We start from the raw sequence: 24,927 nt of genomic DNA on the forward strand, positions 1-24,927 counted from the left end.
CCTCACTTTTCCTTGTGTAGCGGATCCCAGCCGACTTTCCCTTTATTTTGGAGTGTTCTTAGTTGGCTGATTGCATCCTCTAGTTTAAGCAGTGTTCCTGCCCTGCCGTTGTTCCGTCTCGTGCGCATGCTCGACACGAAATCGCGCATTGAAGTGAATTGGCGCCCGGATTGTTTGGAACGCTCATCCACGATGTGCTCTCCCACTGATATGGGAACCTTGAGCCATTTGCGGATTTGTGTGGCCCCGTAGGTGTTGATCCAGAGCTTTTTCTTTTCGTCTACCTGTGGCGGTATGAGGTCGAGCCCGAGAGTCGTCGTTGCGCTCTTTCGTTGCCAGTCGCTTCGGTTCCTTCCTATTCCCTTTATCTTTTTGTACTGGCCGAAGGTAGAGCGTATGTACGTTGGAATATCTGCGACAGGTGATGGGTTGCCAAATTTCACCCTGGATTCGTACCAGATGGGGGCTTTGAATTTGTTTCCGAAAGCGTCCCATGCCGGTTCTTCTATCCCGAGTTCGAGGTCCTTGTTCACCGCTCGACGTGCCGGTACGAGATTGTTCTCGGTTCCCTCTCCTCCGAGACGCTCCGGGAGGAGGTGTGCCCGAACCCAGGCTCCGCCTTGCTGGAGTTTGCGTGTGGGATCCGTAATGTAATCCCAGCCGGGTGGGCTGCTGCGGGGCGGGGTTCCTTTTGTTCTGCGTCGTTTGCTGAGGAACTCGGCGCTGATTGTGCTGGCCCTGCCACCGTGAAAACTGGGGAGTTTAGGCTTGGGCATGTCGTTGATCGGTCTCGGTGCCCCAGGGGGATTGGGGTAGGCCGAAGGTTGAGAACGAGGCTCTGAGTAGTCTCCGCCCAGCACTGGGCGTGACGGGTTCAGAGATGCCACGATGGTGAACGGATCTCCGCCGACTGGCGAAAGCCCGGTGAGCCTGTAGTAGAGCTTCATCGAACTGAGAAGACTGAGGAAGGATGAGCGGGGAAGGCCGTTGTGCATCCGATCGTGCAATTTGGGTCGTATGCGTGCCACGATCTTGCGTAGCTGATCGTCCTTCGACTCCCTTGAGTTCTCCTCTTTTTTCTTCCTGTCTTTTTCTGATTTGGGCTTGGGTCTTCCTGGGCCACGCTTTTCTGTGGTGGATTTTGGCTTTCCGGGCCTGTTTTTGTCGTTCTTAGGGGGCCGTCCGTGTGGGCTGTCGTGGTCCGCCGTCGATGTACGCTTTCTCTCGGCGTTTTCGGTGGATTTTGACTTTCCGGGACTTTCGGTGTTATTGGGTTTGAGGCTGTTTGGAGATCCTTCCTTCGGTTTCGTTTTCGTCTCCGTGTCCGGCTTTGTTTTTGGTTGATTTCTTGGCTTGGGCTTATTGGGTGAAAATGTTGGATGGGTGTCTGGTGTGTCGTTTTCCTTTCCTTTAGGGATGTCGTTCTTGCTGTCGTGCGGCGTAGGCTTCTTTTCGTCGCTCGTGTCTTTAGGCTTGGGGTCAGGTGTGACTGTTGGGGGTTTGTTGAGGTCTGGCTTTGGAACGGATGGCTTGGCGGGGGTGGTGGAGGGTTTGGGGGCCGTGCTGGAGGTTGGGTGGGGTGAGGGCTGGGTGTCTGGCTTTGATTCGGGGCGGGGGGTGTTCTGGTTGTTGGTGCCGTCGGCCGGTGCGGATGAACCGCCGGCCGGCTTTGCGGGCTTCGGCTTGCCCAGGTTGGCGGCTACGCCCTTGAGGCGGCGGCCTACCTTGGAGACGTATTTGCCTATGCCGGTCAGGAGGGCCTGGTAGAGGACTTCCAGGAGGGCTACTACGCCGGCGGCCACCGCCTTGGCGAAGAGGAGGCCGGCGCCGCCCAGGCGTACGGACTTCAGCCAGTCCAGGACCAGGCCGAGGGCGCTGAGGATGGCGCTCAGGGCGCCCCAGGCGGTGCGGATGGCGTCGATGACCGCCAGGGCCCAGCCTGCGCCGGGGATCAGTTTGGCCACTACCTTCGTGATGACCAGTTCGCCGATGATCAGGGGGAGTTGGGGGACGACCGCTTCCCAGGCCTCCTGGACGATCTCCGACATCGTCATGCCGCCCTTGACCAGCTTGTCCAAGGTGGCCTTCGGGACGCCGATGATTTCCTGGATCTTGTCCTGGAACCACTGCATGACGGCCGTCTTGACTTCCTGGAACAGGTGGTTCTTCGCGCCGTCCACCGCGGAGTTGCCCGCGCCGCTCAGCCAGCCGCCCGGGTCCATCAGGAAGTCGACCGCGATCATCATCCAGTCGCCCAGGGCGCTGAGGAGCTGGGACGCGAAGTCCAGGACCTGCTTCACCACGCTCACGACCGCGTCCACGACCGCCTGGAGCATCTTCTTCAGGAAGTCGAGGATGCCGCTCAGCATCTTGCCGATCGCGTCCAGCAGGTCGGAGACGATCTGCTTCAGGGCGTTGGCCAGCTCCTGGACGAGGGCGATCGCCGACTCGATCAGATTGGTGATGAAGGTCCGGATCCGGTTGGCCAGCTCGATCACCGCCCGCACCATCGACTTGGCGAACTCGATCAGATCGTCGATCAGGTTCTTGATCGCGTCGACGATCAGCGTGCGCGCCGCGTTGATCCAGCCCTCTACCCTCTCCTTGAAGTTCTCGATGAAGCCGATGACCGCGTCGCGCGCCTCCCGGATGACGCGCACGATCGCGTTCTTGATCTCGATGACCTTCTGCTTGATCCAGTCGAAGGCCTTGGTGACCCAGTTGCCCGACTCGTCGACGCTGTCGTCGCGCTTCTTCTCCGCGTCCTCCTCGGCTTTGGTGTTCTCGTCCTGGATCTTCTTGTCGCTGTCCTCCTTCTCCTGATCGACGTCCTTGTCGGTGTCCTCTTCCTTCTTCTCCACGTCCTTGCGGACCTGGTCCTGCTTGTCGGTCTTCTTCGTGCCGAGCGTCCTGAGCTCTTCGTCCTGCTCCTCGCGCCAGTCCGTACGCTCCGACGTGACCTCGGCCAGGGCCTTGTCGCGTTCGTTCGTCTGGCTCTTGGTGTTGGCCTGGATCTCCTTCTCGACCTGCTGCTTGTGCTTCTCCTGAGCGGTACGGGAGTCGTCGTCCTTGGTCTGCCGCTCGTCGGACATGTCCTTCTGGCCATCGGTGAACGCGGCCTGGAACTCGTCCGCGCGCTCGTGCTCGGCGACCTCCGACAGCGCCTCCGGGGGTACCGAACCGGACGGTGCGCCGCTCTTCGGGGTGCCGCCCCCGCCGCCCTTCCCGCCCGGGATCTTCGCCGCCATCCGCTCCGCGGGAGCGTCCGGGTAGACCTGGTGCTCGCCCAGGTCGCGGGCGGCGTCGTCGCGGCCCGTCGCCAGGGTCTCCTGGCCCTTGGCGTCGACACTCGTCCCCTGTTCGGAGGAGGTCTCGCCCGCCGCCCCCTGCATGTCCACGCCCGGCGCGTTGCCCGCCTGGGCCTGCTTCAGCGCCTCGTCCTTGGTCGGCAGGCCGGCGAACTTCGCGGCCAGCTCCTGGGGGTCGACCACGGGCTCGTCGGCGCCGAAGAAGCCCGCGACCGCGTTCACGACCTTGCCGCCGATGAAGCCCAGCGCCATCTTGAACGTGTCCCAGCCGCCCGGCTCCTCGGCCTTCTCCGCCTCGATCTCGCCCTCGGGCTCCTTGGCGCCCGTGACCTCGGCGTCCTCACCCTCCGGAGCCTCGGACTTCTGCGCCGGGTCCTCGGAGTACTGGGCCGGCGCATCGGTGCTCGGCGCGCCCTGGAGCGTCTGCGGCGCGCCCGACGGGCGCTGCATCGCGGGCGGCGACGCGGCCAGCGTCTTGTGCTCGTCGTCGACGGTACGGTCCACCGCGCCGCTCACACCCGACATGGCCTCGGCCGCCAGATGCGGCTTGAGTTTTGACGCCGTGGACAGGCCCGCCTCCGGTGTGGCCGCCGACAGGTCGGGCGCCGCGGCCGCCTTTTTCTTCCCCTTCGCCGCGCCCATGGCCTTGGCACCCGCGCCACCGGCCCCGCCCGCACCCCTGCCCTGCGGCGCCTTCGCCGGGGTGGGCGCCGGAGCGGTCCGCCTGGCCTTCGTCGACGGGGCGTGCGACGCGACCGGCTCGGGGGAGGGCGGGGGAGGTGGGGCAGTGGGGGGAGCTGGGGCGGATGGTTCTGGGGAACTTGTCGGGGAGGGGGAAGAGGACGCGGGGGCGGCTGATGTCTCCGGGGCCGGCGCCGCGGGCCCCGGCGCGGCGGCCGGGGGTGTGGTTTTACGTTCCTGACTCGCCCCGGACTCCGGCGCCGCCGACGTGCCGGCGACCGCCGCCGGGGACGCCTTCGCCTGGCCGCCCGCCGACTCGGCCCCACCGGCCCCGGTGCCGCCGGCGACCGACGCCGCGCCCGTGGCACCCGTCGTGCCCGTGCCGGGTTCCGACGTGCCGCCCGTTGCCTCCGCCACCGTCATCTGCGCGGCGACCGGGCCCGCCTTCGGGTCCGCCCCGCTCTTCGGGTCCTTCGACGCGGACCCGGGCGCGGGCACCGGTACGGGCGCCGACAGATCCGTGCCCGGTCCCTCGTCCGCCGGGCGGGCCTGGGAATCGTCCGGCTCCGCCACCAGATCCTGGGTGTCCTCGGCGGGCTCCGGGGGCTGTGACTCCGCCTCGGCCTCCGCCGCCGCGTCCTCGGCGTCCTCCGCGTCCCGGTCCGCCTGCACCTGATCGGCCCTGGTCGGCGGCGGGGCGGGGAAGCTCGGCATCGGCGGGGTGGCCGACGACGACGGGTCCAGTGTGTCCGCCGTCGGTACGGCGGAGACGTCCAGGTCCTGCGCGGGAAGGAAGTCCTCCGGCTGGAGCTTGACGTCCCAGGCGCTCTTCTCCCCGCCGCCGACCTCCACCTCCGACTCGCCGCCCGCCCCGAACGGGTCCTCCTCCGGGCTCTCCTCGGGAGCCTCGATGTCCTGGTTGCGTGCCCCCTCCAACGTGGAGAGCGGGCCCGGCAGTTCGGCGTCCTTCCCGGGCGCCGTCGGTGAACCGGTCTCCTTCTCCCGGCCGTTCCGGTCCTCCTGCTTCGGCGGGCGGTCCGCCACCGCCGGCTCCACCGCGCCCGTACGGTTCTTGGCGGCCGACTCCTCCTTGCTCGCCGCCGGAGCCGACTCCTGCGCCTGCCCCTGTGCCTCCGCACTCGTCGACGCCGCGTCCGCCGACGCCGACGTCGACGCGCCCGACATGCCGCCGCCCGCGCCGCCGGACGAGGCGGAGGTGTCCGCCGCGCTCCGCACAGCCGACCCCTGCGAGCCCCCGCCCCCGCCCCCGCCGGACGACGTGTTCGTACCGGCCTGGGCGGCGGTGCCCCGGGGCGCGCCCGCCTTCCCCGCCTTTTGCCTCTTCGCGGGGGCCGGGGTCCGCTCCGGCGAGGCGACCGACTCCGCGACCTGCTCCGGAGACTCCAGCCGCCGCGCCTCCCGCTCCTCCTCGGCCTGCTGGTCCGCCCGCTCCCGGGCCTCCCGCTCCGCCTCCGAACGGCGCTCCCGCTCCCTCTCCTCCTCGTACCACCACTCCGCCGCCGGGTCCGGCTCCACGGCCGGCGCCTCCAGCGCGCTCAGCTCCGGCTCGCCCTCGTACGCGACGTCGTCGACCAGATCGAGCAGCCGCTCGTGCTCCGGGGTCAGCAGCCTGGTCTCCAGCCGCTCCACCACCGCGTCCTGCAACTCCTCGGACATCCGCGACAGTTGCAGACGCGTCCGCTTCGACCGGTCCTGCGGATCGCCGCGCAGCGAACGCACCACACCGTTCGCCAGCCGGTCCACCAGCGTCGCCGGATCGATCCGCTCCATCCGGTTCCGGTCCGCGTCCACCGTCGCGTAGCGGAGCCACCCCGGAGTGGCGGACGGGGCCGGCCCGATCTCCGGGGCCGCCTCGGGGCCGCGCTCCTCGTCCCTTACGAGGGCCTGCGCCGCCGACTCCGCCTCGCGCTCCATCGGCTCGTGCGGGAGGCTCACCGCGCCCAGGTCGCGGCCGGCGCGCAGGGTGCCGAGGCCGTGCGGGTTCTGGAGGGTGTGGAGCAGCTCATGGGCCAGCAGGCGCCGGCCGTCCGCCGTGCCGGGGCGGTAGGTGCCCTCGCGGAAGAAGATGTCCTGGCCCACCGCCACCGCGTCGGCGCCCAGCAGGCCGGTGAGGGCACCCGCGTCGCGGTCGGTGTGGAGGCGTACGCGGCCGAGGTCGTGGCCGAGCTGTTCCTCCAGCTCGCGGCGTACGCTCAGGTCCAGCGGCTGGCCCGCGCCGCTGACGATGTCCTTCGGCTCGGGGGTACGGGAGGCCGCCGTGCGCTCCTTGCGCTTGCGGCGCTTCGCCTCCGCCGCCGAACGGGCCTCCTGGGAGGAGGACGAGGCCTCGCGGGTGCTCATCGGACAGGCCCTCCCTCTGCCTCGCCACGGCCGGAGAGGCCCGCGTGCACCGCCCGCGCCAGCGCCTCGCCCAGGCGGCGCGGGGAGGCCGTCGCGGGAAGCGGGGGGAGGGCCGTGAGGGTGTCCAGAGAGCGCCCGCCCTCCGTCGCCAGCGGTACGCCGTGTACGTGTACGAGCCGGGCCAACTCCGCCTCGAACGCGGCCGATACGCGCTCCGGGTCCAGCGGTCCGAAGCCGGTCAGGGAGAGTTCGGCGATGTCCACCCGTACCGACGCGGGGTGTGGAGTCCTGTCGTACCGTGCTCCGTTCAGACCCATCCCTGGACCTCCGAAGGCGTCAACGACCGGTCCAGCTTGAGGTATTCGGTGCGCGCCGCCTCCAGCATGTGGCGCATCTGGAGGCGGTCGCCCTCCTCCGCCGCCAGAAAGGCCCCGGAGAGCGCGATATTGCGGATCGAGCCGCCCGCCACCGTCAGCCGGGCCAGCAGAGCGGGGTCGACGCCCTTCACCGGGGCCCGCTCCGGTAGCACCCGCCGCCAGATCTCGGCCCGTTCGGCCTCGCCGGGGAACGGGAAGTCGACGACGAAGCGGATCCGGCGCAGGAACGCCGTGTCCAGCGCCTGCTTCATATTGGTGGTGAGGATCGCCAGGCCCCGGTACGCCTCCATCCGCATCAGCAGATAGCTGACCTCCAGGTTGGCGTACCGGTCGTGGCTGTCCTTCACCTCGCTGCGCTTGCCGAAGAGCGCGTCCGCCTCGTCGAACAGCAGCAGCGCGCCGCCGCGTTCGGCCGCGTCGAAGACCTTGCGCAGATTCTTCTCGGTCTCCCCGATGTACTTGCTGACCACCTGCGACAGGTCGATGATGAAGAGATCCAGCCCGAGTTCCCTCGCCATCACCTCGGCGGCCAGGGTCTTTCCGGTGCCGGACCCGCCCGCGAAGAGTGCCGTGACCCCCAGGCCCCGGCGCAGCGTCGCCTCGAAACCCCACTCCTGGTACACGGTGGCCCGCTGCCGTACATGCGCCACCGTCTCCCGCAGGATCCTCAACTGCCGTTCCGCCAGCACCAGATCGTTCCAGGACGCCTGCGGCTCGATCCGCCGGCCCAGCTCGTCCATGCCCATCCGGGCCTCCGCCAGACCCGCCTGCCACGCCAGCTCCATGGCGCCCGTGCCCCCGGAGTGCGGCAGGTTCCGTACGACGGAGGCCCCGGCCGATCTGATGAGATGCGGCGGGAGGGAGAACTGCTCCACCAGATCGCGGAGATCGTCCTCCGCCACGTCCGGTACATCGGCGAACGCCCGGGTCCACATGCCCAGTTGTTCCGCCGCGTCGAGCGCCGGTACGGTCACCCGCTCGCCCCGGCGGCGTTCGCTCGGCCGGGGGTCCGTACTGGCGACACAGAGCGGCACCGCCGTGCTCTCGACGAACGCGTCGGCCGCGCCCGCCTGTTCACGGTCGAGGCCGTCGCCGACCTCCACCAGCAGCGCGGCCGGCAGCAGTACCGCCTCCCGCTGCCAGAGCCGTGCCAGCCGGTCGCGCTCGGCCGGTGCCGTGGGCAGGTCGGCCGCCGACAGCGCGTACAGGCCCAGCCCCGAACGGTCCGCCGCCTCCGCCGCGATATCGGCCCGCGAACGCTCCTCGCCGCCCACCAGCTCGACCCGTGGCGGCGCCCCGACGCCACCGTCCGTCCACCCGGCGGCGACCCGGTCCGCCGCGGCGCCGTACGCCTCGGGCAGCCCCTCCGGTACCGGTACGCGGCGCAGCAGCCCGTGCAACCGGGCGTCCAGGTACGGCGATCCGGCCAGGAAGTGCAGGATGCGCTCGTCCAGCCGGAGCCGGGAGGTGGTGAGGTGTGTCTCCTCGTCCAGCTCCACCAGCCGCCAGCGGCGCAGCGGCCCGACCGGGGTCAGCGCGCTCCAGTGCGGCTCCGTGAGCGCGGCCAGCGCGAGGGAGAACGTCGGATACGCCCGCTCCCGCGCCCCGCTCGCCGCCGCGCACCGGGCGCCCGTCGTCGGGTCCAGCTCCGCCGCCGCGGCCAGCAGCACCACCTCGCACTCGAAGCCGGTGAGCCCGAAGCAGGACGCCAGCGCCTTGAGAGGGGTGGGGAGGGGGGCCGGTCCAGGTGTGGGCACCGACGCGGTTGCCGGTCCCGCCGCCGACGCTGGTTCCGCCGCCGACGCCGGTTCCGCTTCCGGCGGTGAACTCTCCTCCGGCCGCGCGCGGCGCGCATGGGCGTCCACCCGGGCGAGTACCGCGCGTACCGCCCCGGTCAGCGCCCGGCCCGCCGCCTTCTCCGCCGTACCCGCAGCCGTACCCGTTCCCATGCCTTCACCCGCCCCCGTTCCGCGCACGTCCCTCAGCTCTCCTTGCCGTCGTCACCCGTGTCCGGCCGGGGTTCGGCCGTACGTGACCGGGCGGCCTTGCGGGTACGGGAGGTGGACGCCGCCCGCTTCCCGGCGGTCTGCTGCCCAGCGGCCTGCTTCCCGGCCGCCCGCTTCCCCGCCGCGCGCTTCGAGGCCGCCCGCTTGGCCGGAACCGGGACCGGTGCCGGTGCCGCTGCCGGAGCCGGGGCAGTCGCCTTCGCCTCCGGATCGGCGCCCTCCGCCCCGGCACCCTCGGCCCCCACCGGACCCCCCGGCCGTGCCACCGTCGGCACCACCCGCACCGTCCGCCGCTCCACCGGCTTCGCCGGGACCGGCCGCTCCCGGCCCTCGATCAGCACCAGCGACGCCTGGTACGCCACCGACAGGGTGTACGGGGTCTGGTGGAGCATCCCCCAGAGCTTCGACGTCTCGTCGATGTCCATCACGGTCGGGGTGAACCGCACCCGCTGCGCGGACTCCGCCAGATCGCTCCCGGTCAGATACGGGCGCTCCGCCGCCAGCTCGATCAACTCCTGCGGCAGTACAGGGATTTCGTGCAGCGTCCGGACCACGGCCCCGATCAGCCGCTGCCCGACCAGCGTCGCCTCGTCCCCGTACGCGCTGATCAGATAGTGCAGATCCAGCGCCGCCGCCGGGCGGTTGACCAGGGTGCCGTCCGAGGCGCGGGTCGGCAGGTCGGTGTGGCGCATCGACGGGTTCGGTGTGACCTGGTACAGGAAGACGTTGATCGTCGGTTCGGCCGGCGGCTCGGCGGGCGGTTTGCGGGTCTCCACCGTCACCGCGATGTCCATCTCGGGGGACAGGTTGTTCCCGATCAGCAGGGCCAGTGCCTGGGTGACCGTCGCGACGGCAAGTGCGTTGCTCATGGGCTCAGTTGCTCCTCTCGCCGCGGGCCAGATAGTCGTCCAGCGTCAGTACGGGCGCCCGCCGTCCGGCGGGCCCCGGGCGGTCGGCGGCCGGGCGCGGCGCGGCCGGCGGGGGCGCCGCGCTCACCTCCAGCCGGCCGATCTGCACATGCACCACGCGCTCGGCGGGCCGGGACGTCCGGCGCCCCGCCCCCGCCTGGGCCGCGCCCCGTACCGCCGCCGTGTCGGTGTCACGCGGCCGTGTCCGCCCGGCGAGGGGCGGGGGAGCGGGCGGGGCGGAGAGCCCAGGAGGTGCGAGCAGGGCCGGGGAGGGCCCGGCGGGCTCGCCGTCCGCCGTCCGCCGTGCGGTACGCGCGCCCTCGCCGTCGCCCCCGCGCCGTACCGGGACCGTGGCCGAAGGGCGGGCCGACGGGCGCGGGTCCGGCCCGCCACGGGGTACGGCCGGGGGAGTGCGGCCGTCCAGGCCGTCCCCGGGGGGCTCCGCCGCCCGTACGACCGTGTGGCGGTCCGTGCGCACCTCGCGCTCGTGCCGGACCGACTCGGCCGGGCCGAAGGCGGGCTGGGGTGCCGTGGGGAGGAGGGAGGCGGGCGCGTCGGGCTCGGGCGGCGCCGTACGCAGCGCCTCGACGCGCTCGAACGGGCCGGGCAGCCGGGGCCGCACCCGCGCCATCCCGCCCGTACCCGTACCACCGGTACCGCCCTCGCCCGTACCGTCGCCGCCCGCACCGGCCCCGCCGTCGGCCGCCGCGACCGGGGTGTACCGGGCCAGCAGCCGGTCGAAGTAGTCAGCCATCCGCGCACAGCTCCAGGTAGTAACGGCGCCGCAGCGGGCTGAGCGCCAGGATCTCCGGCTCGCTCCACCCGTAGGCGGTGGCGAGCAGATGCACATCGAGCAGCACGTCCCTCGCCCAGGTGTCGAGTTCCGTCCAGAGGTACGAGGAGATGTCCAGCTCGGCGGGGGTCGCCCCGCCGCACTCCGGACAGTTCACCGTCAGGGTCACCTCGGCCGCCGGATCGGCCTCCCGCGCCGCCTCGGCCAGCCGGCGTTCCACCTCGGCCGGGAGCAGCGCGGCCAGCCGCTCCGCCGGGACCAACTCCCCGTCCCGCAGCGCCGATACGGTGCACCGCGCCACCAACGTCCGGCGCGCCTCGGCCGCGTCGGCCGCGCGCCCGGCCGCCGCGAGGTCGGCGACGGTGGGCGGCCGGAACTCGACCACCCACTCGCCCTCCGCCACCCGCAGCGGCCCCTCCCGGCCCGGGCCCCGGGCGCCGAACACCGTCGCGTCGAGGTCGAACTCCATGGGCGCGTCGCACGCGGCGCACTCCACCCTGACCTGCATCCGCTCGCCGAAGAGCGCACGGCGCAGCGCGAACAGGTCGGCCTCCCGCTCGCCGACGGGCATCGCCAGCAGCGCCTCGGTGGCCGCCCCGGGCCGGGCCGCTTGGTGCAGGAGCAGCGACCTGGCCTGCCCGGAGGTGTCCTGCCGCGCCAGCCCGGCCTCCCAGGTGGCGAGCAGCTCGGCGGGGCCTGTCGGAGTCATCCCTCGTTCCTCCCTGCCCGGTCCGCACCGGGCTGGATCGCGCTGGCCGGATCGCGCCGGACCGGTCTAGACGGGGTGGGTGAAGGACGGCTCGACCGGCTCCTCCACCTCGTAATCCCGCTCCCAGCCCTCGCATTCGAGCTTCACGCTCTGGATGGCGACCGCGTTCGCATTGGCGTCCAGCTCGCCGAGCACCTGGTATTCGCTCACCCAGGCCCGGTAGAGCTTGTGCGAGACCGCCACCTGACCGGCCTCGTTGAGGACCTGGATGATGATGTCCTTGCGGAAGTCGCGGAGCGAGACCTCGGCGCCGAGCCCGGCCCCGACCTGCCACACCTTGTTGGCCCAGCGGTCGAACTCCGGGTCGTGGGTGACGCCGCGCTCCAGCGTGACGCCCTCGAATTCCGAGCGGCCCGGGGATTTCCTGGGCGAACTCGGGTCGCCGCCGTGCCGGTGCTTGACCACTTCGGTGGTGCGCTTCAGCGGACTGATCTTGCTGACGCCCGCGACCGTTCGACCGTCCCAGAGAACCAGGAATTTGAAATTCTTGTAGGGGTCAAAACGATGGGCGTTGATCTGGAACTCAGCCATCGGTTTCCTTTACGATCTGTCTTCCTCGGCGTGTCTCGGCCTGGTCAGGAAAGGTCGAACTCCCCGGCGACCTGCTGGATCTTCACGATCACGAACTCCGCGGGCTTGACCGGCGCGATCCCGATCACCACGTTCACCACCCCGTTGTCGATGTCCGCCCGCGTGGTGGTCTCGTGGTCGCACTTGACGAAGTACGCCTCGCGCGGCGTGGCGCCCTTGAACGCGCCCTGCCGGAACAGGTCGTTGAGGTATGCCGACGCGTTCAGCCGGATCTGCTGCCACAACTGCTCGGTGTTCGGCTCGAAGACCACCCACTGCAACCCGCGGTAGAGCGACTCCTCGACATGGAGCGCCAGCCGCCGCACCGGTACGTACTTCCACTCGCTGTCCAGCGCGTCGGAGCCCGCCAGCGTGCGCGCGCCCCACACCAGGGGCCCGACCACCGGGAACGTCCGCAGACAGTTGACGCCGAGCGGGCCCAGCAGCCCGTTCTCCCGGTCGGTGAGCTTCACGGTCAGCGACCGCACCCCGGCCAGCCGCGCCTCGGTGCCCGCCGGCGCCTTCCACACCCCGCGCTCGCCGTCCACCCGGGCGATGACCCCGGCGACCGAGCCCGACGGCGGGAAGGCGCGGAGCCGCCCGGTGAGCGGGTCGGTGAGCTGGAGGTGCGGGAAGTACAGGGCCGCGTGGTCGTCCTGTACGGCGTCGAACGCGCCGGCCCCGGCCCGTGCCGCGTCCACACTGCCCCAGGCGGACGGCGCGTCCACGAGCAGGAAGATCCGTCGCTCCCGGCAGAGTTGGGCCGCCGCCGAGACCACGGTGACCATGTCGTCGGTGGATTCGTACGCCGAAAGCTCGGGCAGTACCAGGAGGTTGACGTCGTCGACATCGCGGAGCGCCTGGATGCCGGTCTTGTCGGTCTCGCCGCCGATGAGGTCGCGGGGGCCCGGCGCCTCGCCGTCCTCCCCGCCCTCCAGCGCGAAGACGGGCGGGTTGACGGAGCCCTCCAGGCCCAGGTCGTTGGCGCACTCGCCGACGAAGCGCACCACGTCGGCCGGGTCGACGGAGCCGGCGACCACCTGGACACGGCGGCCGAACGGGGTGACCTTGACGCCCGCGTAGGTGTGCTTGCCCGGCGCGTCCGGCAGCGCGCGCAGCTTCCGCTCCAGCAGCAGCGCCAGCTCCGGGACGGTGGCGGGGGCCTTGCCGTCGTGGTGCGGGTGGTAGAGCGTGAACTCGCGCTCCACATCACCGATCTTGACCTTCAGCTCCACCTTGAGATCGGGGAGTCTGGCGGCGAACGGCTTGGACACGGTGCCCGAGGGGTCCGGCCGGTCCCGGTCCACCGCCTTCACCCGGACCAGTCCGGAGCCGCTGTTGACGACCGTCTCGACGAACCGTCCGTTGTCGGGGTCCATCGACAGCCCGGTGAAGGACTCCCGGGCGCCGCCGCGCGCGTCGAGGACCTGGAGGTTGAAGGTACGGTCCGGGGTGGGCGTGTCGTGGTCGACGGCCACCCGCAGCCGCGAGCCCCACCGTCCCGGCTCCTTGGCGTGCACCTCCAGAACGGGGCACTGGCTCTTGCCCTCGGTGGAGTCGAGTGTGACGCAGGCCGCCTTGCCGGTGCCCGCCTTGGCCACCCGTACGATCACCGCGACCGTACCGCCGTTGCCGAAGAACTGGTGCACGGCGTAGCCGACGGCGCTCCGGGCGGTCAGCCCGCCGAAGCGGCGCTCGAACTCCGCGAAGCTGGTGACCCGCACCGGCTCATGGAGCGGACCCCGGCGGGTGTGGCCCACGAAAGCGGTCACCGATGTGGTGACCGACGCGATGGTGCGTGTGCTGCTGGAAAGTTCTTCGATGTAAACGCCGGGATAGCCCATGTGCGTCGGCATTCCCCCTCCAATCCCTTTGCGCATCAAGGGATGAGGAGGGAAAACCGCGGGAGCGCGCCGCCACGCGCGCGGACACCGTCCGCACCCGGGTACGCCCCCCTGCGTTTCCCCCGTCACACCCCCATGCGATAGCGGTACCGGTCGCGCACGGTCATCCGCTGGGCCGTTCGCGTTGGTCATCCGCGCGGTCAGCCGCGTGATCATGCGTCGTGACTCGTGATGTATGAGTGCCGCTTGCGAGTCTGGTTTCTTTTCCAAGGAATGGTCAAGAGATCTATTCGGTCAACGGCTGATCCTTTGATGTGCGTATCGTTTTCGAGAGAGATGGGGTGGTCAGCGGGGGTGCGGCCGGTAGAGTGTGGAGACGAATTCACCACTGCTTCACGGAACCCCTTCGGGTGAAGGTGGGAAACAAGCCGAAGAGAAATTCCTCGGGCGCGCCCCTTTGCCACTGCGAGCCATCCGTGCAGGCCCCCGGGACGACCCAGGGCCGGCGTACCTTGATGTCGTTTTCCTGCCAGCCGGAGCGCTTCCCGTGACGGATGCTGGAGCCATGCACACCGATGTCGAGCGCTGTCTGAGAGCGGTCCGTTCCAAGGACGCCCGCTTCGACGGCTGGTTCTTCACCGCGGTCCTGACCACCCGCATCTACTGCCGCCCGAGCTGTCCGGTGGTGCCGCCGAAGGCCGAGAACATGACCTTCTACCCGAGCGCCGCAGCCTGCCAGCAGGCCGGCTTCCGCGCCTGCAAGCGGTGCCGGCCCGACACCAGCCCCGGCTCCCCGGAGTGGAACGCCCGCGCCGACACCGTCGCCCGCGCCATGCGGCTCATCCAGGACGGTGTCGTCGACCGCGAGGGCGTCCCCGGACTCGCCGGACGGCTCGGCTACTCCGCCCGCCAGATCGAACGCCAGCTCCTCGCCGAGCTGGGCGCGGGACCGCTCGCCCTCGCCCGCGCCCAGCGGGCCCAGACCGCCCGGCTGCTCATCGAGACCACCGGGCTGCCCATGGCCGAGATCGCCTTCGCCGCCGGGTTCGCCTCCGTCCGGGCGTTCAACGACACCGTGCGCGAGGTCTTCGCCCTCACCCCGAGCGAACTGCGCACCCGGGCCGCCCGCACCGGCGGCGCCGCGTCCCGTACGCGCGGCGGCGCGCCCCGTACCGGCGACAGCACACCCCGTACCGGAGATACGTCCGCCACCGGCCACCCGGGGGCCCGCACCCCGGGGGCGATCTCGCTGCGCCTCCCGCTCCGCGCGCCCCTCACCCCCGACAACCTCTTCGGCCATCTCGCCGCGACCGCCGTCCCGGGCGTCGAGGAGTGGCGCGACGGCGCCTACCGCCGCACCCTCGCCCTCCCGTACGGACCCGGCATCGTCGCCCTCGCCCCGCGCCCCGACCACATCGCCTGCCGGCTCTCGCTCACCGACCCGCGCGATCTCACCGTCGCCATCAGCGGCTGCCGCCGGCTCCTCGACCTCGACGCCGACCCCGTCGCCGTCGACGAACTCCTGCGTGCCGACCCGCTGATGGCCCCGCTGGTCGACAAGGCGCCGGGGCGGCGGGTGCCCCGTACCGTGGACGCCGCCGAGTTCGCCGTACGGGCCGTCCTCGGCCAGCAGGTCTCCACCGCCGCCGCCAGGACCCATGCGGCCCGGCTGGTCAGGGCGTACGGAGAGCCCGTCGAGGACCCCGAGGGCGGGCTCACCCACCTCTTCCCCGCCCCGGCCGCGCTCGCCGCCCTCGACCCGGCGGAGCTGGCCCTGCCGCGCAGCCGCCGTACCACCCTCACCACCCTGGTCGCCGCACTCGCCGACGGGACCCTGCGGCTCGGCCCCGACAGCGACTGGGCGGAGGCCCGCGCCGGGCTCTCCGCACTCCCCGGGTTCGGGCCCTGGACGGTCGAGGTGATCGCCATGCGCGGACTCGGCGACCCCGACGCCTTCCTCCCCACGGACCTCGGGATCCGGCGCGCGGCGGCCCGGACCGGACTGCCCGCGACCCCCGCCGCGCTCACCGCCCGCGCGGCGGCCTGGCGGCCCTGGCGCGCATACGCCGTGCAGTATCTGTGGGCGGTCGAGGACCACGCCATCAACCGGCTGCCCGTGTGACGGGCAGCAGGCAACACGCACTGAGGAAAAAGGAGTTGAGCATCATGACCGGCGAGAAGCAGGGCGCCGTCACGACCCGGGGCACCACCGCCCCCGGCGCCAGGAGCCACACCGTCCTGGAGAGCCCGTACGGACCGCTGACCCTCGTCGCCACCGACGGCGTCCTGAGCGGCCTCTACATGCGCGAACAGCGCCACCGCCCGCCCGAGGAGTCCTTCGGGCCCCGGGACCCGGAGCCCTTCACCGAGGCCGTACGTCAGCTCACCGCGTACTTCGACGGCGAACTGACCGAGTTCGACGTCCCGTTCACCCTCCACGGCACCGCGTTCCAGCGCAGCGTCTGGGCGGAGCTGCTGCGGATCCCGTACGGCGAGACCCGCTCGTACGGTGAACTCGCCGGACTCCTCGGCAAACCGGGCGCCTCGCGCGCCGTCGGCCTGGCCAACGGCAAGAACCCGATCAGCATCATCGTCCCCTGCCACCGGGTCATCGGGGCGGGCGGCGGACTCACGGGGTACGGCGGCGGGCTGAGCCGCAAGCAGCGCCTCCTCGCCTTCGAGGGCGCCCCGGCGGAGGCCAGGACCGAGCGGGCCGCGACGGCCGAGGCGGCCCCCGGGCTCTGGTGAACCAGGGGCGGTGCCCCGGCCGTTGACGCCGTGCCCCGGCCGTCGAGGCGGGGAGCCCGGAGCGGAAGGCTCAGGAGGAGGTGACCCGCGTGAACGGGTTCGGCGTCAGCCCCGTCCACCGGTGCAGCAGCGCCCGCCCGGTCTGCCGGGTCACCCCGCCGGAGGTGACGGTGCCGATCTCGGCGACGTAATACCGCCCGTCGTCCAGCGCGACCAGCCCGTACTGCCCGGCCGACTCCCAGCCGCGCAGCCCGGTCGCCGGGTCGTGCAGCCCCTGCGGCAGCAGCGGGAGCAACAGGCCCTGCTCCGGGGTCTGCTGGCCCTTGACGGTGCCGCGCACCGGGCGCTTGGTGCCGTCCACGACGTACAGGGAGTAGTTGGGGAACGCCGTCTTCTTCCCCTTGTAGACGGCCATCAGCCAGGAGCGGCTGTGCGCGTCGTACTCCAGGTTCTGCACGCCGTACGTCGTGTTGCCGGTGTACACGAAGTACTTGCCGTCCGGCCGCGCCGGGCCCGAGGTGTGCGGGTCGTCCTCGGTCAGCGGGCGCTCGTACTTCTTCCACCCCCGTACGTCGTACTGGAGCAGCACCTGATGGTCGTTGTCCTGCCGGGCGGTGTTGGAGTAGATCCCGTACGCGACGGTGAGTTTCAGGCCGCCCCGGCCGTCGAACGAGGAGCCGAAGGCGACCCCGTCGATCCCGCTGCACCCGTACCGGTGGTCCGGGGTGTCGGCGGTGTCGCCGTCGAAGACGCCGTCGCCGTTCATGTCGGCCGTGTAGTCCTTGACGACCTCGTCGAGATGGACGGTGGTGACCACCCCCGAGGACGCGGCGTCCATGTCCATCCGGGTGATGCGGTCCCCGTCGAAGACCGCGATGTAGAACGCCTTCGCCGCCTTGTACTCCAGCGAGCCGTACACCCGGCCGTCCGTGGTGTTGAAGTCCAGGTCGCCGAGGTGGCCGGTGAAGCCCCGGACGGAGCCGAGAGGTCTGCCGCCCAGGTCCGTCTTCACCAGCAGATCGGTGAAGGAGAAGTACATGACGCCCTTGCGCCGGTCCAGGGCCATGCCCTGGAGATGGCCCGACTGCCAGGCGCCGCCGTCGACCGCCGTGGGCAGCGCGGGCAGTTCGGCGTCGGCGGCGGAGCCGGGGGCGAGGGCAGGGGCGGCGTCGGCGGCCGGAGCGCCGGTGGCGGCCGGGGCGGCGGAGGACCGTACGGTACGGGGCGCCGCCGCGTCCTGGGCGTGCGCGGCGCCCCCTCCGGCCACCAGGACCGACCCGGCGAACACGGACGTGACCAGGGCCGCCGCGATCCTGCCGCGCGGCAGCCGCCGCGCCCGCGCCCAGGCCCCTGTCCGCGCCCGCGCGTGCCCCTGCCCGTGCCCTTGCTGCTGGCTTCGCATGATGCCTCCAGGTACGTCGGAACGCCGTGGGACATCAGGATGATGGCGCGGATCCGTGCACGGGGGACCAACACGGTGTGAACGCGCGACCGGATCCGGCGGCCCGGCCGACGGCCCGTCACTCCGCGGGTCGGGCGGGCCCGCCGGGCCCGGTGCCGGTCAGCCCGTCGGCCCGGCCGCCGGCGCGACCGGCATGACCAGCGTGGTGAAGCTGCCCTGGTCCGCCGAGCGCACCACCACCGGCCGGGTCACCGAGGAGACCTCCAGCAGCACGTCCGGACCGACGCTCGCCTCCAGCGCGGGAGCGAGAACGGCCGGATCGAAGCCGACCCGGAGCGGCCCCTCTCCGAGGCGCAGGGCCCGCAGTGTGGTGGGCTCCGGCGCTTCCGTGTCCGAGGCCGTGGACTCTCCGTCGGCGGCCGGCGGGGCGGCCGGCGCTATCTGTACGTCGTCCTCGCCCAGCCGCAGCGCGATCGCCGGCACCCCCAGCAGCCCGGTGACCGCCGCCAGCAGCGCCGCCCGGTCCACGATCAACCGGTGCCGGATCTCCGGGAGTTCGGCCAGCATCTCCCGGTACGCGGGGAACTCGCCCTCCCACGGCGTCAGTTCACGCGACCCCGAGCCGTCCGCGTCGGACCACACGACCGCCTCGGAACCGGCCTCGAACGTCACCGCCGAACACCCCGCCGCCCAGGCCCCCGCATCCGCCAACGGCGCGGCGTCCAGCAGGACATGGCGGTCGGGACCGGTCACCGCGATCACCGGCTTCAGCACCCGGACCGCGAGCCGGTAGCGGTCGGTGGCGACCAGCCTGACCTCGTTCTCGTCGATCTCCATCAGGACCCGCCCGAGCACCGGATGGGCCGGGTCGGACCCCACCGCCGACCCCACCTGCCGTACGGCACCGGCCAGTTCGGGCCCGCCGAGCCGCACCCGCGTGACCGGCTCCTCCTCCGTACCGTCCCCGTCCGCAGCGCCCAGGCTCTCCAGACCGGGCAGGGAGCGCAGCACGGCGGCGATCGTGGCATCGGCGGTCCTGGACCGCTCCCGTACGGTGTCGCGGTGGCGCTCCAGCACCTCCCGCGCGGTCTCCGGGTCGCCGTCGAGCACGACCATGACCTCCGCGAGCGGCAGCCCGGACTCGCGCAGGCTCTTCAGCACCCGGGCGCGCAGCTCCTGGTCGGGGCTGTAGGAGCGGTAGCCGGTGGCGGCGTCGACCTCGGCGGGGACCAGGACGCCGCAGTCGTCGTAGAAGCGGAGGGCGCTGGGCGCGAGGCCGACGCGCCGGGCGAAGACGCTGATGCTCAGCAGTTCGGGCTGGAAGAGGCCGATGGAGCCGGTGGAGCCGACGGAACCGGTGGAGCCGATGGAGATGTCGACGGGACGGGAGGGGGAGGGAGAGGGGGAGGGGGAGGGAGAGGGGTTCTTGGCGCTGTCCATAGTGCTGTCCATGGCCGCGATTCTCGACGTTCAGGCAACCTGAAAGTCAACCGAACCCGTCAACCCGTATCCCGGGTGTCCCCCCGGCGCCCCGTCGCCCGCCGCCACCGGGCCTCTGGGCAGGGCACCGGCCTGCGGATAAGGTCGATACCGGCGCGACTGCCTGTTCGAATGTAAGGGAATCACAGTGACGGACGGAGCGGTGTCCACCACCCCGCGGGTACTCATCGCGGCGGACAAGTTCAAAGGATCACTCACGGCGGCACAGGTCGCCGAGCGCGTGACCGCCGGGCTCCGGCGTGTCGCCCCCGGCGTCCCGGTGGAGACCCTGCCGGTGGCCGACGGCGGCGACGGTACGGTCGCCGCGGCCGTGGCGGCCGGATTCACCCGCCACGAGGTACGGGTGACCGGCCCCCTGGGCGAGCCGGTCACCGCGGCGTACGCGCTCCGCGACGGTACGGCGGTCATCGAGATGGCCGAGGCTTCGGGGCTCCAACACCTCCCCGAGGGCGTCTTCGCGCCCCGTACCGCCACCACCTACGGCTCCGGCGAACTGCTGCGGGCCGCGCTCGACACGGGGGCGCGCACCCTCGTCTTCGGGGTGGGCGGCAGCGCCACCACCGACGGCGGCGCTGGGATGCTCGCGGCGCTCGGCGCGCGCTTCCTCGACGCGGCCAGCGCGCCCGTCCCGCCGGGCGGCGGCGGCCTCGCCGAGCTGGCCACCGCCGACCTCTCGGGTCTGGACGCCCGGCTCGCCGGTACCGAGATCGTGCTCGCCAGCGATGTCGACAATCCGCTGACCGGGCCCCAGGGCGCCCCCGCCGTCTACGGGCCGCAGAAGGGCGCGGTCCCCGAGGACGTCGCCGTCCTCGACGCGGCCCTCGCCCACTACGCCGCCGTCCTGGCGGCCTCCGGGGTGCCGGAAGCGGCGGAGCTGGCCCTCGCGCCGGGCGCGGGTGCGGCGGGCGGTATCGGATACGGGGCGCTGGTCGGCCTCGGCGCGTCCTTCCGCCCCGGCATCGAGGTGATGCTCGACGTGCTGGGCTTCGCCCCGGCGCTGGCCAGGGCCACCCTGGTGATCACGGGGGAGGGCTCGCTGGACGAGCAGACCCTGCACGGCAAGGCGCCGGCGGGCGTCGCGGCGGCGGCCCGCGCCCGGGGGACCGAGACCGTCGCGGTCTGCGGCCGGCTCACCCTCTCCGAGGCGGCGCTCGCCGGGGCGGGCATCCGGCGCGCGTACGCCCTCACCGACCTCGAACCGGACCCGGCCCGCTGCATGGCCGAGGCGGGCCCCCTGCTGGAACGCCTGGCGGAAACCATCGCCCACGACACCCTGAGCCGGTGAGGTAGCCCCCGGCACACGGACCTCGGCATACGGACCCCGGCACACGGAACGGAAGGGGCCCGGGCGTTTCCCCCGCCCGGGCCCCTTCCGCATGCCTTCTGTATGCCTTCCGTACGCGTGCTACGGGAGCTGTGCCGCCCGCGCCTCGCGGCGGTTGCCGCGGAAGGTGTTCACCCGGCGTGCCGTGGCGAAGAGCGGAATCACCGCGCCCGTCACCACCTGGAGCGCACAGCCGGTCTGGAGCAGGAGCTGACCGCCGGGCGCGTCGAACGCCCAGGCCGCCAGCAGCCCCATCGCGGCCACGATCCAGCTCAGCATGGCCACCGCGAGGATGCCCCGGGGCTTCGGGTACTCGACCCGGCTCACCATCAGCCACGCCACCCCGATGATCGCGAGCGTCGTCGGGACGAAGGGCAGCTCCAGCAGGACGATCGAGATGACCGTCAGCGCGCCGAACGGGGACGGCATCCCCTGGAACATGCCGTCCTTCATCGTCACACAGGAGAATCTCGCCAGCCGTAGCACCACGGCCAGCAGCACCACCACGGCGGCCAGCGCCGAGACCCGCTGATGCGCGTCATCCGCGACCATTCCGTACACCAGTACGAAATAGGCGGGGGCGAGGCCGAAGCTGATCAGGTCGGAGAGGTTGTCCAGCTCCGCGCCCATGGGCGAGCTGCGCAGCTTCCGCGCCACGAGCCCGTCGAAGAGGTCGAAGATCGCCGCGGCGAGCATCAGGATCACGGCGGTCGCCGCGGAGTGCCGCGCCATGCCGCTCTCGTCGCTGCCCGTGAGGTGCGGGATCAGGATGCCGGTCGTGGTGAAGTACACGGCCATGAAGCCGCACGTAGCGTTACCGAGCGTGAGCGTGTCCGCTATCGACAGTCGCATCGACAGCGGCATTTCCTCCGCGTCGTCCTCCGCTTCGGCCTCGGCTTCGGTGGCCCATCCGGCCTGGGTATCGGGATCAATCACGGTCAATTCGAGTCACCCCTGCGGTCGTGGTCTGGCCGACCTCGACGGCGACCTCGACACCTTCCGGCAGGTAGATGTCGACGCGCGAGCCGAAGCGGATCAGACCGATGCGCTCCCCCTGTTCCACCTTGGTGCCCTGCGGGAGGTACGGGACGATGCGCCGGGCCACCGCGCCGGCGATCTGCACCATCTCGATGTCGCCGAGTTCGGTGTCGAAGTGCCAGACAACGCGTTCGTTGTTCTCGCTCTCCTTGTTGAACGCGGGGACGAACCCTCCGGGAATGTGCTCCACCGACGTCACCGTTCCGGCGAGCGGGGCGCGGTTGACGTGGACGTTGAGCGGGCTCATGAAGATGGCGACCCGCGTGCGCCCGTCCTTCCACGGCATGATGCTCTGCACCACACCGTCGGCCGGGGAGATGACCCGGCCCTGCGTGATCTCGCGCTCCGGGTCTCTGAAGAACCACAGCATGCCCGCCGCGAGCGCGGTGGCGGGCACAGCGAGGACGGCCGCACGCTTGGACTTGCGCGCGCGGACCAGTCCGATCGCCGCTGTGGCGACGGTCGGGAGAAGCCACGGCGATGCTCCGCGAGCGATGCGGACACGACCGCGGGGTGCAGAGGTTTGGCTGTGGGGCATGGAAGACCTTCGTAGCGGATGATGCCGCGCTGGTAACGGGGGACGGCGGCTTTTCAGCGATGGTACTGGTTACAAGCCGCAACTGAGCAAGCCAGCAGCCGAGTCGGGCGGCGTGAAGTGTGCGGTAGAGCGCGACAGGGTGTGATTTTCTTCGCCGTCAAAGCGGCGCAAACCGATCATTGCCCCTGCAATCGGTACCCCTCCAGCGGTCGGCGGCCGATGATCATTTTCTGGATCTCGGCGTACTCGCGCCGATCCCTGGCCCCGGGGCGTTTCGCTCACCGGAGTCCTTTTTGCGTGCCGTGCCGACCATCATCGCATGGGTGGTACCGGCTCCGGTAGCCGTCTCGGCCGCTCCGAACCGGACGGTTCGGTTCTCTTCCCCGCCCAATATTTGGCAAAACCCGTTTCGCCGAGCCGCCGCCGAGCCGCCGCCGAGCCGCCGTGGAGCCGTCGCCGGGCCCGTCGCTCACCCCTCCGGCGCCTCGAAACGGGTGGTCCGCCGCATCCCCGCGGCCCGCCCCTTGCCCGAGATCACCAGCGCCATCTTCCGGCTCGCCTCGTCGATCATCTCGTCGCCGAGCATCGCGGACCCCTTCGCGCCGCCCGCCGCCGAGGTGTGCCACGCGTACGCGTCGAGAATCAGCTCGGCCCGGTCGTAGTCGGCCTGCGACGGCGCGAAGATCTCGTTGGACGCCTCGATCTGCCCCGGGTGCAGCACCCACTTCCCGTCGTATCCGAGCGCCGCCGCCCGCCCCGCCACCTCGCGGAACCCGTCCACATCACGGATCTGAAGGTACGGACCGTCGATCGCCTGGAGATCATGGGTGCGGGCGGCCATCAGGATGCGCATCAGAATGTAGTGGTAGGCGTCCGCGCCATAGCCGGGCGGCTGCTCCCCGACCACCAGCGTCTTCATGTTGAGCGAGGCCATGAAGTCGGCGGGCCCGAACACCAGCGTCTCCAGCCGGGGCGAGGCGCCGGCGATCGTGTCGATGTTCACCAGCCCCCTGGCGTTCTCGATCTGCGCCTCGATACCGATCCGGCCGGCCTCGAACCCCATCGCGCGCTCGATCTGGGTGAGCAGCAGATCGAGGGCGACGATCTGCTCCGCGTCCTGCACCTTCGGCAGCATCACACAGTCGAGGTTCTGCCCGGCGCCCTCCACGACCGTGATCACATCGCGGTACGTCCACTCCGTCAGCCAGTCGTTGACGCGGACGACCCGCGTCTTCCCCGCCCAGTCACCCGTGTTGAGCGCCTCCACGATCGCGTGCCGGGCCCCCTCCTTGGCGAGCGGCGCGCACGCGTCCTCCAGATCGAGGAAGACCAGATCGGCCGGGAGCCCCTGGGCCTTCTCCAGGAAGCGCGGATTCGACCCGGGCACGGCGAGACAGGAGCGGCGTGGGCGCTGCGGGCGCGTCGCTCCCGCTCCGGGGAGGCCGTAACCGGGGGTGGCGGGCGCGGTCATGAAGGGCCTCCAGAGGGCGAGTGGGCACGGCACACGCTGTACGGCGCGTGCGGACGCGGTACGGACCCGACGACGATACGGCCCGACGATCAGCGGGGCGTATCCAGCAGGTCCGCCAGGCAGGCCAGATAGAGGGCGAGGGCCGTCACCGGCTCCCTGACCGGCTGCCCCGAGAGCCGTTCGATCTTCTCCAGCCGGTACAGCAGCGTATTGCGGTGCACCCCGAGCGCCTCCGCCGCGCCCACGAGCCGGCACCCGCTCTCGCCCCAGGCGATCAGCGTCTCCCGCAGCACCGGCCAGTCGGGGCGCCCCCGCACCGTACCGAGCACCGCGTGCGTATAGCGGAGCCGCTCCTGCCGTACGGCCGAGGCCACCAGGCGCGGAATCCGCAGCTCCGCGGCGACCAGGACCCGCGCCGCCGGATCCAGCGCCGGGCCGATCCGCAGCGCCGCCGCCGCGTCCCGGTACGAGCCGCTCATCCCCGCCGCCCCCGACCCCGGATCCCCGACCGCCATCCTGGCGTCCACGCCATGCCGCTCGCGCACCAACTCCACCAGGAGGGCGCACCGTTCGAGCAGGGCCGCCCGCTCCGCCGGGGCGCCACCCGCCGACGAGGGATGCAGCACGGCGTACCGCCCGGCGGCGATCTCCCCCGCCACGTCCTGCCGGCCGTGGAACTCCTCCCGCACCGTGCGCAGCAGCGACATCCGGGAGACCGGGGGAGTGTCGGGGGACGGCGGCGCGGGCCGGGTGTCGAGCACCAGCGCCGTCCGCGCCAGCCGGGGATCGAGCCCCAGCTCCGTCGCGCGCGCCTCCACGCTCTCCGCGTCCACCACCTCCGGGTCGTAGAGCGCGATGTCCCGGACGAAGTCGTCCACCGCCCGCTCGTGGAGCAGCCGGGAGCGCACCAGCGCCGCCTCCTCCAGCAGGATCTCGGTCTGCCGCCGCACCACCAGACCGAACCGGTGCACCTCCTCGGGCTCACCGGTCAGACAGACCGTGCCCACCACCTCGGCCCCCACCCGGATCGGCAGGCTGATCCCGGGCCGCACCCCGCGCAGCCGCTCCGCCTGCCCCGCCGTGTGCGTGGCGGCCCGCCGGGTGCGCAGCACCTCGTACGACGCCTCGTGGACGGTGCCGAGCCGCGCCCGGTCACCACAGCCGATCACCACCGATTCCCGGTCGGTGATCAGCACATTGAACCCGGTGATCCGGCCGATGTCGCAGGCGATCTCCTGCGCCAGCTCGGGCGTGAGCACCACGGAACCCCCACGTTCGCTCATGTGCGG

Annotated in this window: 17 protein-coding genes; 3 read left to right on the top strand and 14 right to left on the bottom strand. The window is 71.6% G+C overall.

Annotated features, from left to right (window positions below; genetic code table 11):
• Nucleotides 1–2: 2 nt before the first annotated feature.
• The 8 genes from AB0O07_RS02830 to AB0O07_RS02865 form a co-directional block, all read right to left on the bottom strand.
• A complete protein-coding gene (locus AB0O07_RS02830) occupies nt 3–6,350 on the bottom strand; it encodes a DUF4157 domain-containing protein (RefSeq protein ID WP_365625793.1) in 6,348 nt (2,115 codons plus the stop codon).
• Nucleotides 6,347–6,667 (bottom strand): hypothetical protein, encoded by a 321-nt coding sequence (locus AB0O07_RS02835; RefSeq protein ID WP_365625796.1) that lies wholly within the window; start codon nt 6,665–6,667, stop codon nt 6,347–6,349. Before AB0O07_RS02835 ends, AB0O07_RS02830 begins: the two co-directional genes overlap by 4 nt.
• A complete protein-coding gene (locus tag AB0O07_RS02840; protein WP_365625799.1) occupies nt 6,658–8,676 on the bottom strand; it encodes an ATP-binding protein in 2,019 nt (672 codons plus the stop codon). Before AB0O07_RS02840 ends, AB0O07_RS02835 begins: the two co-directional genes overlap by 10 nt.
• A 32-nt stretch (nt 8,677–8,708) precedes the next feature.
• Nucleotides 8,709–9,602 carry a DUF4255 domain-containing protein gene (locus AB0O07_RS02845; protein WP_365625802.1) on the bottom strand — a complete coding sequence of 298 codons (894 nt, stop codon included), beginning with the start codon at nt 9,600–9,602 and terminating at the stop codon, nt 8,709–8,711.
• A 4-nt stretch (nt 9,603–9,606) separates the two neighbouring features.
• Nucleotides 9,607–10,395 carry a hypothetical protein gene (locus tag AB0O07_RS02850; protein WP_365625805.1) on the bottom strand — a complete coding sequence of 263 codons (789 nt, stop codon included), beginning with the start codon at nt 10,393–10,395 and terminating at the stop codon, nt 9,607–9,609.
• Complete coding sequence (locus tag AB0O07_RS02855; protein WP_365625808.1) at nt 10,388–11,143, bottom strand: hypothetical protein; 756 nt, start codon at nt 11,141–11,143, stop codon at nt 10,388–10,390. The genes AB0O07_RS02850 and AB0O07_RS02855 overlap by 8 nt, the downstream gene beginning before the upstream one ends.
• Before the next feature lie 66 nt (nt 11,144–11,209).
• On the bottom strand, nt 11,210–11,734 hold the full coding sequence (locus AB0O07_RS02860) for a phage tail protein (RefSeq protein WP_365625811.1): 525 nt from the start codon (nt 11,732–11,734) through the stop codon (nt 11,210–11,212).
• Nucleotides 11,735–11,778: 44 nt separating this feature from the next.
• On the bottom strand, nt 11,779–13,629 hold the full coding sequence (locus AB0O07_RS02865) for a phage tail sheath C-terminal domain-containing protein (RefSeq protein WP_365625813.1): 1,851 nt from the start codon (nt 13,627–13,629) through the stop codon (nt 11,779–11,781).
• Between the two features lie 553 nt (nt 13,630–14,182).
• On the opposite strand from AB0O07_RS02865, the gene AB0O07_RS02870 reads away from it, so the two are divergent.
• Nucleotides 14,183–15,739, top strand: coding sequence for an AlkA N-terminal domain-containing protein (locus AB0O07_RS02870; RefSeq protein WP_365625816.1), 1,557 nt, complete (start codon nt 14,183–14,185; stop codon nt 15,737–15,739).
• 44 nt (nt 15,740–15,783) lie between these two features.
• Nucleotides 15,784–16,365, top strand: coding sequence for a methylated-DNA--[protein]-cysteine S-methyltransferase (locus AB0O07_RS02875; RefSeq protein ID WP_365625819.1), 582 nt, complete (start codon nt 15,784–15,786; stop codon nt 16,363–16,365).
• A gap of 70 nt (nt 16,366–16,435) precedes the next feature.
• On the opposite strand, the gene AB0O07_RS02880 is transcribed toward AB0O07_RS02875, so the two are convergent.
• Both AB0O07_RS02880 and AB0O07_RS02885 read right to left on the bottom strand, forming a co-directional pair.
• Complete coding sequence (locus AB0O07_RS02880) at nt 16,436–17,767, bottom strand: hypothetical protein (protein WP_365625821.1); 1,332 nt, start codon at nt 17,765–17,767, stop codon at nt 16,436–16,438.
• A gap of 159 nt (nt 17,768–17,926) precedes the next feature.
• The gene (locus AB0O07_RS02885; RefSeq protein ID WP_365625824.1) at nt 17,927–19,219 is read right to left on the bottom strand and encodes a MerR family transcriptional regulator; all 1,293 of its coding nucleotides are present in this window, start codon (nt 19,217–19,219) and stop codon (nt 17,927–17,929) included.
• Nucleotides 19,220–19,394: 175 nt separating this feature from the next.
• Between AB0O07_RS02885 and AB0O07_RS02890 the strand changes: the two genes are divergently transcribed.
• A complete protein-coding gene (locus tag AB0O07_RS02890; protein ID WP_365625827.1) occupies nt 19,395–20,552 on the top strand; it encodes a glycerate kinase in 1,158 nt (385 codons plus the stop codon).
• Nucleotides 20,553–20,672: 120 nt separating this feature from the next.
• Here the strand turns inward: AB0O07_RS02890 and pssA are convergent, their stop codons facing one another.
• The 4 genes from pssA to AB0O07_RS02910 form a co-directional block, all read right to left on the bottom strand.
• Nucleotides 20,673–21,527 (bottom strand): CDP-diacylglycerol--serine O-phosphatidyltransferase, encoded by an 855-nt coding sequence (pssA, locus tag AB0O07_RS02895; RefSeq protein WP_365625830.1) that lies wholly within the window; start codon nt 21,525–21,527, stop codon nt 20,673–20,675.
• A complete protein-coding gene (locus AB0O07_RS02900; protein WP_365625833.1) occupies nt 21,520–22,167 on the bottom strand; it encodes a phosphatidylserine decarboxylase in 648 nt (215 codons plus the stop codon). Before AB0O07_RS02900 ends, pssA begins: the two co-directional genes overlap by 8 nt.
• Nucleotides 22,168–22,636: 469 nt before the next feature.
• Nucleotides 22,637–23,638, bottom strand: coding sequence for a CoA ester lyase (locus tag AB0O07_RS02905; protein WP_365625836.1), 1,002 nt, complete (start codon nt 23,636–23,638; stop codon nt 22,637–22,639).
• Between the two features lie 89 nt (nt 23,639–23,727).
• Nucleotides 23,728–24,921 (bottom strand): sugar diacid recognition domain-containing protein, encoded by a 1,194-nt coding sequence (locus AB0O07_RS02910; protein WP_365625839.1) that lies wholly within the window; start codon nt 24,919–24,921, stop codon nt 23,728–23,730.
• Between the last annotated feature and the right edge of the window lie 6 nt (nt 24,922–24,927).

It is taken from the genome of Streptomyces sp. NPDC093085, assembly GCF_040683935.1.
In the GTDB taxonomy this organism is placed as follows: domain Bacteria; phylum Actinomycetota; class Actinomycetes; order Streptomycetales; family Streptomycetaceae; genus Streptomyces.

Excerpts from the sequence above, each read along its gene's own strand:
- AB0O07_RS02830 (WP_365625793.1), bottom strand. The coding sequence starts at position 6,350 with ATGAGCACCCGCGAGGCCTCGTCCTCCTCCCAGGAGGCCCGTTCGGCG.
- AB0O07_RS02835 (WP_365625796.1), bottom strand. The coding sequence starts at position 6,667 with ATGGGTCTGAACGGAGCACGGTACGACAGGACTCCACACCCCGCGTCG.
- AB0O07_RS02840 (WP_365625799.1), bottom strand. The coding sequence starts at position 8,676 with ATGGGAACGGGTACGGCTGCGGGTACGGCGGAGAAGGCGGCGGGCCGG.
- AB0O07_RS02845 (WP_365625802.1), bottom strand. The coding sequence starts at position 9,602 with ATGAGCAACGCACTTGCCGTCGCGACGGTCACCCAGGCACTGGCCCTG.
- AB0O07_RS02850 (WP_365625805.1), bottom strand. The coding sequence starts at position 10,395 with ATGGCTGACTACTTCGACCGGCTGCTGGCCCGGTACACCCCGGTCGCG.
- AB0O07_RS02855 (WP_365625808.1), bottom strand. The coding sequence starts at position 11,143 with ATGACTCCGACAGGCCCCGCCGAGCTGCTCGCCACCTGGGAGGCCGGG.
- AB0O07_RS02860 (WP_365625811.1), bottom strand. The coding sequence starts at position 11,734 with ATGGCTGAGTTCCAGATCAACGCCCATCGTTTTGACCCCTACAAGAAT.
- AB0O07_RS02865 (WP_365625813.1), bottom strand. The coding sequence starts at position 13,629 with ATGCCGACGCACATGGGCTATCCCGGCGTTTACATCGAAGAACTTTCC.
- AB0O07_RS02870 (WP_365625816.1), top strand. The coding sequence starts at position 14,183 with ATGCACACCGATGTCGAGCGCTGTCTGAGAGCGGTCCGTTCCAAGGAC.
- AB0O07_RS02875 (WP_365625819.1), top strand. The coding sequence starts at position 15,784 with ATGACCGGCGAGAAGCAGGGCGCCGTCACGACCCGGGGCACCACCGCC.
- AB0O07_RS02880 (WP_365625821.1), bottom strand. The coding sequence starts at position 17,767 with ATGCGAAGCCAGCAGCAAGGGCACGGGCAGGGGCACGCGCGGGCGCGG.
- AB0O07_RS02885 (WP_365625824.1), bottom strand. The coding sequence starts at position 19,219 with ATGGACAGCACTATGGACAGCGCCAAGAACCCCTCTCCCTCCCCCTCC.
- AB0O07_RS02900 (WP_365625833.1), bottom strand. The coding sequence starts at position 22,167 with ATGCCCCACAGCCAAACCTCTGCACCCCGCGGTCGTGTCCGCATCGCT.
- AB0O07_RS02905 (WP_365625836.1), bottom strand. The coding sequence starts at position 23,638 with ATGACCGCGCCCGCCACCCCCGGTTACGGCCTCCCCGGAGCGGGAGCG.
- AB0O07_RS02910 (WP_365625839.1), bottom strand. The coding sequence starts at position 24,921 with ATGAGCGAACGTGGGGGTTCCGTGGTGCTCACGCCCGAGCTGGCGCAG.